This window comes from Pseudomonas sp. PDM27 (assembly GCF_019219205.1).
GTDB classification, from domain to species: domain Bacteria; phylum Pseudomonadota; class Gammaproteobacteria; order Pseudomonadales; family Pseudomonadaceae; genus Aquipseudomonas; species Aquipseudomonas laurylsulfatiphila.
Window position 1 is genome coordinate 154,513 of the sequence record NZ_JAHUWF010000006.1, and the last position, 12,739, is coordinate 167,251.

General features: G+C 60.5%; 10 protein-coding genes. 5 read left to right on the top strand and 5 right to left on the bottom strand.

Annotated features, from left to right (window positions below):
• Positions 1–19 precede the first annotated feature (19 nt).
• The 5 genes from KW838_RS14760 to KW838_RS14780 all read right to left on the bottom strand — a co-directional run bounded on the left by KW838_RS14760 (position 20) and on the right by KW838_RS14780 (position 4,941).
• Positions 20–946, bottom strand: coding sequence for a GGDEF domain-containing protein (locus tag KW838_RS14760; RefSeq protein WP_218501432.1), 927 nt, complete (start codon positions 944–946; stop codon positions 20–22).
• Between the two features lie 367 nt (positions 947–1,313).
• Positions 1,314–2,054, bottom strand: coding sequence for a YciK family oxidoreductase (locus KW838_RS14765; RefSeq protein ID WP_218501433.1), 741 nt, complete (start codon positions 2,052–2,054; stop codon positions 1,314–1,316).
• 119 nt (positions 2,055–2,173) lie between these two features.
• On the bottom strand, positions 2,174–2,845 hold the full coding sequence (gene mupP, locus KW838_RS14770) for an N-acetylmuramic acid 6-phosphate phosphatase MupP (RefSeq protein WP_102702340.1): 672 nt from the start codon (positions 2,843–2,845) through the stop codon (positions 2,174–2,176).
• Between the two features lie 4 nt (positions 2,846–2,849).
• Positions 2,850–3,548 (bottom strand): bifunctional 2-polyprenyl-6-hydroxyphenol methylase/3-demethylubiquinol 3-O-methyltransferase UbiG, encoded by a 699-nt coding sequence (gene ubiG, locus KW838_RS14775; protein ID WP_007985381.1) that lies wholly within the window; start codon positions 3,546–3,548, stop codon positions 2,850–2,852.
• A gap of 58 nt (positions 3,549–3,606) precedes the next feature.
• Entirely contained in the window at positions 3,607–4,941 is a 1,335-nt protein-coding gene (locus KW838_RS14780) for a TRZ/ATZ family hydrolase (protein WP_218501434.1), read from the bottom strand.
• A 108-nt stretch (positions 4,942–5,049) separates the two neighbouring features.
• On the opposite strand from KW838_RS14780, the gene mtnA reads away from it, so the two are divergent.
• The 5 genes from mtnA (at position 5,050) to hisC (ending at position 12,725) form a co-directional block, all read left to right on the top strand.
• Positions 5,050–6,126, top strand: coding sequence for an S-methyl-5-thioribose-1-phosphate isomerase (gene mtnA / locus KW838_RS14785; RefSeq protein ID WP_218501435.1), 1,077 nt, complete (start codon positions 5,050–5,052; stop codon positions 6,124–6,126).
• Positions 6,127–6,535: 409 nt separating this feature from the next.
• The gene (gyrA, locus tag KW838_RS14790; protein ID WP_007973648.1) at positions 6,536–9,190 is read left to right on the top strand and encodes a DNA gyrase subunit A; all 2,655 of its coding nucleotides are present in this window, start codon (positions 6,536–6,538) and stop codon (positions 9,188–9,190) included.
• A gap of 230 nt (positions 9,191–9,420) precedes the next feature.
• Positions 9,421–10,506 (top strand): 3-phosphoserine/phosphohydroxythreonine transaminase, encoded by a 1,086-nt coding sequence (serC, locus tag KW838_RS14795; protein ID WP_218501436.1) that lies wholly within the window; start codon positions 9,421–9,423, stop codon positions 10,504–10,506.
• The gene (pheA, locus tag KW838_RS14800) at positions 10,506–11,600 is read left to right on the top strand and encodes a prephenate dehydratase (RefSeq protein ID WP_102700283.1); all 1,095 of its coding nucleotides are present in this window, start codon (positions 10,506–10,508) and stop codon (positions 11,598–11,600) included. Before serC ends, pheA begins: the two co-directional genes overlap by 1 nt.
• A gap of 12 nt (positions 11,601–11,612) precedes the next feature.
• A complete protein-coding gene (gene hisC / locus KW838_RS14805; RefSeq protein ID WP_218501437.1) occupies positions 11,613–12,725 on the top strand; it encodes a histidinol-phosphate transaminase in 1,113 nt (370 codons plus the stop codon).
• Positions 12,726–12,739 lie beyond the last annotated feature (14 nt).

Here is a 12,739-nt window from a genome sequence, read left to right on the forward strand (position 1 = left end):
TTTGTGTCGTGGCTGAATATCAGCCCGCCATCTCCAGCCGGTTACGCCCTTCGCGCTTGGCCACATACAGTGCACTGTCTGCCCGTCGCAACAGGCTGTCGGCGGACTCGCCGGGCAACAGGGTCGAACAGCCGAGGCTGACTGTCAGCACGATCGTATGGCCGTCGGCCAGGTACTCTTCAGTCTGCACTGCAAACCGCAGCCGTTCACCCACCATGGCCGCGGGTTCGCGGCTGGTATTGGACAGCAGTATCAGGAACTCTTCACCGCCATAGCGGAACACCATGTCGACGTTGCGCAACTGGTTTTTGATCGAGGCGGCGACCGCCTTGAGCACGTCATCGCCAGTGCTGTGGCCATGGGTGTCATTGACTTGCTTGAAGTGATCGATGTCCAGCATCAACACCGATAACGGTTGCAGATGGCGCCGGGACAGCTCGATTTCCCTTTGCAACGTCTGGTCCATGGCGATGCGGTTACCGGTGCCCGTCAGCGGGTCGCGCAGTGCGCTTTGGGTGGCGGTACGGTAAAGCAGCGCGTTGCGCATCGGAAACAGCAGTGCGGCCAGCAGTGATTCGAGATTGCCCTGTTCCTGTTCGCTGAAACGCTGATTGCGGCGGAAAATCAGTTCGCCCAGGTGTTCGCCATCGTGACTGAGGCTGTAACTGATGGAATGGTGGCCACGCTGGCCGAACTCCAGGCGCAGATCACTGCTCTTGTGCAGGTAACACAAGGCGTCTAACGGCACCAAGCGCTGAATCTCGCGATAGAAAGTCCCAAGAATGCGCTGCGGCTCCAGACTGGTTTGCAGTTGCAGGCCCAGTTGCTGGCGCATTTGCGCAAGGCTGACGGGCCGTTCCAGGAGAGGCGGCTGCTGACCAAAGCCCAGGCGCTGCAATTTGGCGCTATCGAAGTCAATTGCGTTGGTCTGGGAAGGTGGTTTCATTAGGCGTGCGCCCCTAAGCAGTAAGGCTGTCTTACAAGCAGGGTGAGAGCGGCTTAGGGCTGCGCGTCGTACTGGTCCATCAGTCCCGTAGGACATTTCGTACAAGTTTAATCTGCTTTCTGGAAGATGAGTAACGACTGCACTCACGCTTCACCCCGTCTGCTTTCACGTTGCGTGTCTGAGCAAACTTAGAGCGAAAGTCGTGCCATTCGGTTCATCAGAATAAAATTCGTAGTAAATCAAATGGTTGTGCTTCATCTACTACCGGTATGGCGTGGCGTGTGACGGTTGTTTGACAGGTGCCTGGGGTGTCTTCGAGTGCCGCGGCGGGAAGCCGGCGCGGCACCGAAAAAGCGACGTACGGTCGTTATTGGGCGTTGAACGCCTGGCCATTGATGCCGGTGCTGTCCGGACCCATCAGGTACAGGTAGACCGGCATGATCTCCTCGGGCGTCGGGTTGTTCAGCGGGTTTTCACCCGGATAAGCCTGGGCGCGCATGCTGGTGCGGGTAGCGCCCGGGTTGATGCTGTTGGAGCGTACCGGGGCCACGGTATCGACTTCGTCAGCCAGGGTTTGCATCAGGCCTTCGGTGGCGAATTTGGAGACGCCGTAAGCGCCCCAGTACGCGCGTCCCTTGCGGCCGACGCTGCTGGAAGTGAACACCACCGAAGCGTCCTGCGACAGCTTGAGCAGCGGCAGCAATGTGCTGGTGAGCATGAACATGGCATTGACGTTGACTTGCATGACCCGCATGAAGTTTTCGCCGGAAAGTTGTTCGATCGGCGTGCGCGAGCCGATGATCGAGGCATTGTGCAGCAGGCCGTCGAGATGCCCGAATTCGTTTTCGATCATCGCCGCCAGCTCATCGTACTGATGGGGCAGGGCGGTTTCGAGGTTGAACGGGATCACCGCCGGTTGTGGATGGCCGGCGGCTTCGATTTCGTCGTAGACCTGGGTCAGGTTGGCTTCGGTCTTGCCCAGCAGCAACACGGTTGCGCCGTGGGCGGCGTAGGTCTTTGCCGCTGCGGCGCCGATGCCGCGTCCTGCGCCGGTGACCAGGATGACCCGATCCTTGAGCAGTTCGGGGCGGGCGGAATAATCAAACATAAAAAACCTCTACATAATCCATCAATAGAGCTGAAAAGATCGCAGCCTGCGGCAGTTCCTACAGGGGATCGACGTGCATCCTGTAGGAGCTGCCGAAGGCTGCGATCTCTTGACGTTAATCAGCAGCCGCAGAGGGCGCTATCCAAAACCTTGCGCAACTCCAGCGGATGATCGACCACCACGTCCGCACCCCAGTGACGCGGGTTATCGTCAGGGTGGATGTAGCCGAAGGTCACCGCAGCCGTCCTGGTGCCGGCATCACGGCCCGACTCGATGTCGCGCAGGTCGTCGCCGACGAACAGCACGCTGGCCGGGTCCAGGTCGAGCATCTTGCAGGCCAGGATCAGCGGCTCCGGATCCGGCTTGCTGTTCTTCACGTGATCCGGGCAGATCAGCAGCGCCGAACGCTCGGACAGCCCCAGTTGTTGCATGATCGGTTCGGCGAAGCGCAGTGGCTTGTTGGTGACCACGCCCCAGATCAGGTTGGCTTTCTCGATATCGGCGAGCAACTCGGCCATGCCGTCGAACAGCTTGCTGTGCACCGCACAACCGACGAGGTAGCGCTCCAGGAACTCCAGGCGCAACGCTTCGAAACCCGGCGATTCCGGATCCATGGCGAAGGTCACGGCGACCATCGCCCTGGCGCCACCGGAAATCTCGTCGCGGATGTGCTTGTCGTTCATCGGTGGCAAGCCGCGGTCGGCACGCATCGCCTGACAGATCGCAATGAAGTCTGGCGCGGTGTCGAGCAGGGTGCCGTCCATGTCGAAAAGAACTGCTCTGATTGGCATCGGCTTACTCCTCGCGCAGGGTCTGGATCATGTAGTTGACGTCCACGTCGGCGGCCAGCTTGTAGTGCTTGGTCAGCGGATTGTAGGTCAGGCCGATGATGTCCTTGACGGTCAGGCCGGCCATGCGGCTCCAGGCGCCGAGTTCGGAAGGGCGGATGAATTTCTTGAAGTCGTGGGTGCCGCGCGGCAGCAGCTTCATGATGTATTCGGCGCCGACGATGGCGAACAGGTACGCCTTCGGGTTGCGGTTGATGGTGGAGAAGAACACCTGGCCGCCGGGCTTGACCATGCGGAAGCAGGCGCGGATGACCGACGACGGGTCCGGCACGTGCTCAAGCATTTCCAGGCAGGTGACCACGTCGAACTGCTCCGGCATTTCCTCGGCCAGGGCTTCGGCGGTGATCTGCCGGTATTCGACGTTGACCCCCGATTCCAGCTGGTGCAACTGGGCAACCGCCAGCGGCGCTTCGCCCATGTCGATACCCATCACGGTCGCGCCGCGCTGGGCCATGGCTTCGCTGAGGATGCCACCGCCGCAACCGACGTCGAGGACTTTCTTGCCGGCCAGATTGACCCGCTCGTCAATCCAGTTGACCCGCAGCGGGTTGATGTCGTGCAGCGGTTTGAATTCGCTTTCGCGGTCCCACCAGCGATGGGCCAGGGCCTCGAATTTGGCGATTTCGGCGTAGTCGACGTTGCTCATGGTTTAAGTCCTCTAAAACTTGAAAAATCCTGTTGCCCCGGATTGCGTTCCGGGGTGCTTACGATTCGGTACGGCCGCTGATGCGCTGGCCCCAGGCCTTCGCGACAGCGCCAAGCTGTTGTTCATCCAGGCGCGTCAGGCGACGGTCGTCGAGCAGTTGTTTGCCGGCCACCCAAAGGTGTTTCACGCAGTCCCGGCCGGTGGCGTATATAAGCTGCGAAACCGGGTCGTAGACCGGTTGCTGGGCCAGGCCGGAGAGGTCGAAAGCCACCATGTCCGCGGCCTTGCCGATTTCCAGCGAGCCGGTTTCGGCTTCGATGCCCAGCGCACGGGCACCGTTGAGGGTGGCCATGCGCAAGGCGCGATGGGCATCGAGCGCGGTGGCCGAGCCGGCGACAGCCTTGGCCAGCAGGGCAGCGGTGCGGGTTTCGCCGAGCAGGTCCAGGTCATTGTTGCTCGCGGCGCCATCGGTGCCGACCGCGACATTGACCCCGGCTTCCCACAAGCGCTCGACCGGGCAGAACCCGCTGGCCAGCTTCAGGTTGGACTCCGGGCAATGAATCACATTGGTGTTGCTTTCTACCAGCAGTGCCAGGTCTTCATCGCTGATCTGGGTCATGTGAACCGCCTGGAAACGCGGCCCGAGCAAGCCCAGGCGCGCCAGGCGGGCCAGTGGGCGTTCACCGCGCTGTTCGACCGATTGCTGCACTTCGAAGGCGGTTTCATGCACGTGCATGTGGATCGATGCGTCAAGTTCTTCGGCGATCACCCGGATTTTTTCCAGGTTTTCGTCGCCCACGGTGTAGGGTGCGTGGGGGCCGAAGGTGATTTTGATGCGCTCGTGGTGCTTGAGATCGCCAAACAGTTCAACGCCCTGACGAATGGCTTCATCCGCCGTAGCGGCGCCCGGAATCGGGAAATCGAGGATCGGAATCGCGATCTGTGCGCGAATGCCGCTGTTGTGCACGCGCTCGCTGGCAACCTTCGGGAAGAAGTACATGTCAGAGAAACAGGTGATGCCGCCTTTGATTTGCTCGGCGATGGCAAGGTCGGTGCCGTCGCGCACGAAGTCCTCGTCGACCCACTTGGCTTCGGCGGGCCAGATGTGGTTTTCCAGCCAGGTCATCAAGGGCAGGTCATCGGCCAGGCCGCGGAACAGCGTCATCGCTGCGTGCCCGTGGGCATTGATCAGGCCGGGGCTGAGCAGCATGTCGGGCAATTCGCGGATTTCGGTTGCGTTAAGCTTCAGTGCGGCGGAACGTGGGCCGATAAACACGATGCGTCCATCTTGGATGCCCACACCATGTTCCTTGAGGACGACACCAGCAGGTTCGACGGGTACCAGCCAGGTCGGCAGCAATAACAGGTCGAGCGCAGCGGCAGTGTTCGGCATCGAGGGTCGGTTCCAGTGCTTTTGTAAAGGATGGCGAAGTATACCCGAGCGTCTTCACGGGGGGATCGCTATAATCGGCGGCTTTTGTTCATGAGTGCGGGGTGAGGGATGCGCGATCGACTGTTGGCTGCGGAAAAGGTAAAGGCCATCGATTGGCGTGATGGCGCTCTTCATCTGCTGGATCAGCGTATTTTGCCGTTCGAGGAAAACTGGATCGCCTACACCAGTGCAGCCGGTGTGGCCGAGGCCATTCGCTCGATGGTGGTGCGTGGCGCGCCGGCCATCGGCATTAGCGCCGCTTATGGCATCGTGCTCGCGGCCCGTGCCCGGATTGCCGAAGGTGGCGACTGGTATGCGGCGTTGGAAGAGGATTTCATGCTGCTGGCCGATTCCCGTCCTACCGCGGTCAACCTGTTCTGGGCGCTGGGTCGCATGCACGACCGGCTTGATCGCCTGAAAGGCAATGCCGATCCGCTGGAGGCGCTGGAGGCCGAGGCCATTGCCATTCACGAAAGTGATCGCGAAGCCAACCTGACCATGGCGCAACTGGGTGTCGACCTGATCCGCAAGCATCAGGGCAACGCCCAGGCGATCCTGACCCACTGCAACACTGGTGCACTGGCCACGGGCGGCTTTGGCACGGCGCTGGGCGTGATTCGCGCTGCATTCATCGAGGGGATGGTCGAGCAGGTCTATGTCGACGAAACCCGCCCATGGCTGCAGGGTTCGCGACTGACCGCGTGGGAACTGGCCAATGAAGGCATTCCCGTGACCCTCAATGTCGACTCCGCCGCTGCGCATATCATGAAGACCAAAGGCCCTACCTGGGTCATCGTCGGCGCTGACCGGATCACCGCCAATGGCGATGTGGCCAACAAGATCGGCACCTATCAACTGGCCGTCAACGCCATGCACCACGGCGTGCGCTTCATGGTGGTGGCGCCGAGTTCGACCATCGACATGAACCTGGCCAGCGGCGACGACATTCCGATTGAAGAACGTGACGGTCGCGAGCTGCTGGAAGTCGGTGGCAAGCGCGTCGGGGCCGATGTCCATGCCTTCAATCCGGTGTTCGACGTGACGCCGGCGGATCTGATCGATGCGATCGTCACCGAAAAAGGCATCGTCGAACGCCCGGACACGGCGAAGATGGCGCAGTTGATGTGCCGCAAGCGACTTCACTAGGTCAAGGCAAATCCCTGTAGGCGCTGCCGAAGGCTGCGATCTATTGACTTTGATTTTAAAAAAACAAAATCAAAAGATCGCAGCCTGCGGCAGCTCCTACAGGTCCGTGTTTGCAAGTGAAAAATGCGCTTGATTGCCTGCTGATCGAAGCTCTAAGCCTCTCTCGTCCCCTTCAAGCCTGTCACCGGTCAACTAACTACTCTCCATGCGCATCTGGGGGATAGGTGCGTGGCGGCTCTTGTGATAACATCCGGCGGTTTCCATGGTTACCCTTCGGGGTGACCTTTACTGCGCAGATCCATGGCATAACTCGTTGATTTGTCGTAAGCCAATGCATGGCACCGAGCCTGCAGCGGCGAGCTTCGTTGGTCCTGACGAAGTTTCACCAGAAAAAGGAATCAGGCTTCTCATGGGCGAACTGGCCAAAGAAATCCTCCCGGTCAATATCGAAGACGAGCTGAAGCAGTCCTACCTCGACTACGCGATGAGCGTAATTGTCGGGCGGGCACTGCCGGATGCGCGCGATGGCTTGAAGCCCGTGCACCGGCGCGTGCTGTTCGCGATGAGCGAGCTGGGCAACGACTTCAACAAGCCGTACAAGAAATCTGCCCGTGTTGTCGGTGACGTGATCGGTAAGTATCACCCGCACGGTGATACCGCGGTGTACGACACCATCGTTCGGATGGCACAGCCATTCTCCCTGCGCTACCTGCTGGTAGACGGCCAGGGCAACTTCGGTTCGGTGGACGGCGACAACGCCGCGGCCATGCGATACACCGAAGTGCGCATGACCAAGCTGGCGCACGAGCTGCTGGCCGACCTGCATAAGGAAACCGTGGACTGGGTGCCGAACTACGACGGCACCGAAATGATCCCGGCGGTCATGCCGACCCGTATTCCCAACCTGCTGGTCAACGGCTCCAGCGGTATCGCCGTGGGCATGGCGACCAACATTCCGCCACACAACCTCGGTGAAGTCATCGACGGTTGCCTGGCGCTCATCGACAATCCCGAGCTGACTGTCGATGAGCTGATGCAATACATCCCGGGTCCGGACTTCCCGACCGCGGCGATCATCAACGGTCGCGCCGGTATCATCGAAGCCTACCGCACTGGCCGTGGCCGCATTTACATGCGCGCCCGCTCGATGATCGAAGACATCGACAAGGTCGGTGGCCGCCAGCAGATCGTCATCACCGAACTCCCTTACCAGTTGAACAAGGCGCGTCTGATCGAGAAGATCGCCGAGCTGGTAAAAGAGAAGAAGCTCGAAGGCATCACCGAGCTGCGCGACGAGTCCGACAAGGACGGTATGCGCGTTGTGATCGAGCTGCGTCGTGGCGAAGTGCCTGAGGTGATCCTCAACAACCTCTACGCCCAGACTCAGCTGCAAGCGGTGTTCGGCATCAACATCGTCGCGCTGATCGACGGCCGTCCGCGGATCCTGAACCTCAAGGACCTGCTGGAAGCCTTCGTTCGTCACCGTCGCGAAGTCGTTACCCGCCGTACCGTGTTCGAACTGCGCAAGGCGCGAGAGCGTGGTCACATCCTTGAAGGTCAAGCTGTTGCCCTGTCGAACATCGACCCGGTCATCGCCCTGATCAAGGCGTCGCCAACGCCGTCGGAAGCCAAGGAAGCGCTGGTCAGCACCCCTTGGGAGTCCTCGGCCGTGGTAGCGATGGTCGAGCGTGCCGGCGCCGATTCGTGCCGTCCGGAAAACCTCGATCCGCAATACGGTCTGCGCGATGGCAAGTACTTCCTGTCGCCGGAACAGGCGCAAGCCATTCTGGAACTGCGTCTGCACCGCCTGACCGGCCTGGAACACGAAAAACTGCTGGCCGAGTATCAAGAGATCCTCAACCAGATCGGCGAGCTGATCCGCATTCTCAACAGCGCCACGCGCCTGATGGAAGTGATTCGCGAAGAGCTGGAAGTGATCCGTGCCGAATACGGCGACGTGCGTCGCACCGAGATTCTCGATGCCCGTCTCGACCTGACCCTGGGTGACATGATCCCGGAAGAAGAGCGCGTCGTGACCATCTCCCACGGTGGCTATGCCAAGACCCAGCCATTGGCTGCGTACCAGGCCCAGCGTCGTGGCGGTAAAGGCAAGTCGGCGACCGGCGTCAAGGATGAGGACTACATTGCCCACCTGCTGGTTGCCAACAGCCACACCACGCTGCTGCTGTTCTCGAGCAAGGGCAAGGTGTACTGGCTGAAGACCTACGAAATCCCTGAAGCATCCCGCGCTGCCCGTGGTCGTCCGCTGGTCAACCTGCTGCCGCTGGATGACGGTGAATACATCACCACCATGCTGCCGGTCGAGGAATACACCGAAGGTCACTACATCTTCATGGCCACCGCCAACGGCACCGTGAAGAAGACCCCGCTGGAATCCTTCAGCCGTCAGCGCAGCGTCGGCCTGATCGCGCTGGAGCTGGACGAAGGCGACGTGCTGATCTCGGCCGCCATTACCGATGGCGAGCGTGAAGTGATGTTGTTCTCCGACGGCGGCAAGGTTACCCGCTTCAAGGAGTCCGACGTTCGCGCCATGGGTCGTACCGCCCGCGGTGTGCGCGGCATGCGTCTGCCGGAAGGCCAGAAGCTGATTTCCATGCTGATCCCGGAAGAAGGCAGCCAGATCCTCACCGCTTCCGAGCGTGGTTTTGGCAAGCGCACCGCGATCACCGAGTTCCCTGAGTACAAGCGTGGCGGTCAGGGCGTTATCGCCATGGTCAGCAACGAGCGTAACGGCCGCCTGGTCGGCGCCGTCCAGGTGCTCGACGGCGAGGAAATCATGCTGATTTCCGACCAGGGCACCCTGGTGCGTACCCGTGTCGACGAAGTGTCCAGCCTGGGTCGTAACACCCAGGGCGTGACCCTGATCAAACTGGCCAAGGATGAAACCCTGGTCGGCCTTGAGCGGGTTCAGGAACCTTCGGAAATCGAAGGTGAAGAACTGGAAGGTGAAGAGGGGGCGGTGTTCGATGGTGAAGTCGTGATCGACGATGCCGTTGAAGACCAGCAACTCGACGCCGCTGCTGACGAAGAACCACAGGAATAAGCGGGTAAGCAGGGGGCGGATGAAAATTCGCCCCCTTGTTGTTTGTCCCTTTGAATAATTATGTCCCTTCTGTAGGAGCGAGCTTGCTCGCGATGGACGTTAACGATAACGCGGGAAGCCTGGCAACCCGCGGCGTTCTCAGGTTTTTCGCGAGCAAGCTCGCTCCTACAGAGTGTGGATTGATGTTGTGATTTATTGCGTGATACCACCAAATCAGAGCGAGATTGGATGTGAGCAAGAGAGCCTATAACTTCTGTGCCGGTCCTGCGGCGCTTCCCGAAGCTGTCCTGCAGCGCGCCCAGGGTGAACTCCTCGACTGGCACGGCAAGGGTCTGTCGGTCATGGAAATGAGCCATCGCAGTGATGAGTTCGTGTCCATCGCCACCAAGGCCGAGCAGGATCTGCGTGATCTGCTGAATATCCCCTCGAACTATAAAGTGCTGTTCCTGCAAGGCGGCGCCAGCCAGCAATTCGCGCAGATTCCTCTGAACCTGCTGCCGGAAAACGGCTCGGCCGACTATATCGACACCGGTATCTGGTCGCAGAAAGCCATCGAAGAAGCTTCGCGCTACGGCCACGTCAACGTTGCCGGCACCGCCAAGCCCTATGACTATTTCGCCATTCCCGGTCAGAACGAGTGGAAACTGTCGAAAGACGCGGCCTACGTTCACTACGCGCCGAACGAAACCATCGGTGGCCTGGAGTTCCAGTGGATTCCGGAAACCGGTGATGTTCCGCTGGTGGCTGACATGTCCTCTGACATCCTGTCGCGCCCGGTGGATGTTTCGCGTTTCGGCATGATCTACGCCGGTGCCCAGAAAAACATCGGCCCGAGCGGTATCGTCGTCAACATCGTTCGCGAAGACCTGCTGGGCAACGCCCGCTCCATTTGCCCAACCATGCTCAACTACAAGGTCGCGGCCGACAACGGCTCGATGTACAACACCCCGCCGACCCTGGCCTGGTACTTGTCCGGCCTAGTGTTCGAGTGGCTGAAAGAGCAGGGCGGCGTCGAGGCCATCGGCAAGCTCAACGAAGTCAAGCAGCGCACGCTGTACAGCTTCATTGATGCCAGCGGCCTGTACAGCAACCCGATCAACAAGTCGGACCGCTCGTGGATGAACGTGCCGTTCCGCCTGGCTGACGATCGTCTGGACAAGCCGTTCCTGGCCGGTGCCGACGAGCGCGGCCTGTTGAACCTCAAGGGGCACCGCTCCGTGGGCGGCATGCGCGCCTCCATCTATAACGCCGTCGACATCAACGCCGTCAATGCGCTGGTTTCGTACATGGCAGAGTTCGAGAAGGAACACGGCTAATGTCTGAGCAAGAACTCAAGGCACTGCGCCTGCGCATTGATGCCCTGGACGAAAAGGTCCTGGAGCTGATCAGTGAGCGTGCGCGCTGCGCCCAGGAAGTCGCGCGAGTAAAGATGGCCTCGCTGGCCGAAGGCGAAGTGCCGGTGTTCTATCGTCCTGAGCGTGAGGCTCAGGTGCTCAAGCGTGTCATGCAGCGTAACCAGGGGCCGCTGGGCAACGAAGAGATGGCGCGGCTGTTCCGCGAAATCATGTCTTCCTGCCTGGCACTCGAGCAGCCGTTGAAAGTGGCTTATCTCGGCCCTGAGGGTACCTTCACCCAGGCAGCGGCCATGAAGCACTTCGGTCACGCGGTGATCAGCAAGCCGATGGCGGCAATCGACGAAGTGTTCCGTGAAGTGGCGGCCGGGGCGGTGAACTTTGGCGTGGTGCCGGTGGAAAACTCCACCGAAGGCGCGGTCAACCACACCCTCGACAGCTTCCTCGAACATGACATGGTGATCTGCGGCGAAGTCGAGCTGCGTATCCACCATCACCTGCTGGTCGGTGAAAACACCAAGACCGACAGCATCAGCCGCATCTACTCCCACGCCCAGTCCCTGGCCCAGTGCCGCAAGTGGCTGGACGCCCATTACCCGAATGTCGAGCGCGTGGCGGTGTCCAGCAACGCTGAAGCGGCCAAGCGGGTCAAGGGTGAGTGGAACTCGGCGGCGATTGCCGGTGACATGGCGGCCGGCCTCTACGGCTTGACCCGTCTGGCCGAAAAAATCGAGGACCGCCCGGATAACTCCACGCGCTTCCTCATGATCGGCAACCAGGAAGTGCCGCCGACCGGCGACGACAAGACGTCGATCATTGTCTCGATGAGTAACAAGCCAGGTGCGCTTCATGAGTTGCTGGTGCCGTTCCACGACAACGGCATCGACCTGACGCGAATCGAGACCCGTCCGTCGCGCAGCGGTAAATGGACCTACGTGTTCTTCATCGATTTTGTCGGCCACCACCGCGATCCGCTGGTAAAAGGTGTGCTGGAAAAAATCAGTCAGGAAGCAGTGGCACTCAAAGTGCTGGGTTCCTACCCGAAAGCAGTTCTCTAAGGGCGGTAGCAAATGAGTGGCAATTTCCTCGCTCTGGCACAGCCGGGCGTGCAACAACTTTCGCCTTACGTTCCGGGCAAACCCGTGGACGAACTGGCTCGCGAGCTGGACCTCGATCCAGCCAGCATCATCAAGCTGGCGAGCAACGAAAACCCGCTGGGCGCGGGCCCCAAGGCGTTGGCGGCGATCCGCGATGCGCTGGCCGAGCTGACCCGTTATCCGGACGGCAACGGGTTTGCCCTCAAGAGCCTGTTGGCCGAGCAGTGCCGGGTCGAACTTGATCAGGTTACGCTGGGCAATGGTTCCAACGACATCCTGGAACTGGTCGCGCGTGCCTATCTGGCACCGGGTCTGAATGCCGTGTTCAGCGAGCATGCGTTCGCTGTCTATCCGATTGCCACTCAGGCGGTCGGTGCGCAGGCCAAGGTGGTTCCGGCCAGGGATTGGGGGCATGACCTGCCGGCAATGCTGGCAGCCATCGACGCCAATACCCGCGTGGTCTTCATCGCCAACCCGAACAACCCGACCGGGACCTGGTTCGACGCCGAGGCGCTGGACGAATTCCTGCAGGATGTGCCGGAACATGTGCTGGTCGTGCTGGACGAGGCTTACATCGAATACGCTGAAGGCAGCGATCTGCCGGATGGCCTGGACTTCCTCGCGGCCTATCCGAACCTGCTGGTTTCCCGCACTTTCTCCAAGGCCTATGGCCTGGCGGCGTTGCGCGTGGGTTATGGCTTGTCCACGGCAGTAGTTGCAGACGTGCTGAACCGTGTTCGCCAACCGTTCAACGTCAACAGCCTGGCCCTGGCCGCGGCCTGCGCGGCGTTGAAGGATGACGAGTATCTGGCGCAAAGCCGTCAGTTGAACGAGTCCGGCATGCAGCAGCTGGAAGCCGGTTTCCGTGAGCTGGGGCTGAGCTGGATTCCATCCAAGGGCAATTTCATTTGTGTCGATCTCGGTCAGGTGGCGGCCCCGGTGTTCCAGGGCTTGCTGCGTGAAGGCGTGATCGTGCGCCCGGTGGCCAACTACGGCATGCCGAACCACCTGCGCGTCACCATTGGTCTGCCGGCAGAGAACAGCCGCTTCCTGGAAGCGCTGACCAAGGTTCTGGCTCGTGGTTGATGTCACTGCACTGC

Bases quoted from the DNA above. Each gene is read 5' to 3' on its own strand.
- KW838_RS14760 (WP_218501432.1), bottom strand. From the start codon at position 946: ATGAAACCACCTTCCCAGACCAACGCAATTGACTTCGATAGCGCCAAA.
- KW838_RS14765 (WP_218501433.1), bottom strand. From the start codon at position 2,054: ATGTTTGATTATTCCGCCCGCCCCGAACTGCTCAAGGATCGGGTCATC.
- mupP (WP_102702340.1), bottom strand. From the start codon at position 2,845: ATGCCAATCAGAGCAGTTCTTTTCGACATGGACGGCACCCTGCTCGAC.
- ubiG (WP_007985381.1), bottom strand. From the start codon at position 3,548: ATGAGCAACGTCGACTACGCCGAAATCGCCAAATTCGAGGCCCTGGCC.
- KW838_RS14780 (WP_218501434.1), bottom strand. From the start codon at position 4,941: ATGCCGAACACTGCCGCTGCGCTCGACCTGTTATTGCTGCCGACCTGG.
- mtnA (WP_218501435.1), top strand. From the start codon at position 5,050: ATGCGCGATCGACTGTTGGCTGCGGAAAAGGTAAAGGCCATCGATTGG.
- gyrA (WP_007973648.1), top strand. From the start codon at position 6,536: ATGGGCGAACTGGCCAAAGAAATCCTCCCGGTCAATATCGAAGACGAG.
- pheA (WP_102700283.1), top strand. From the start codon at position 10,506: ATGTCTGAGCAAGAACTCAAGGCACTGCGCCTGCGCATTGATGCCCTG.
- hisC (WP_218501437.1), top strand. From the start codon at position 11,613: ATGAGTGGCAATTTCCTCGCTCTGGCACAGCCGGGCGTGCAACAACTT.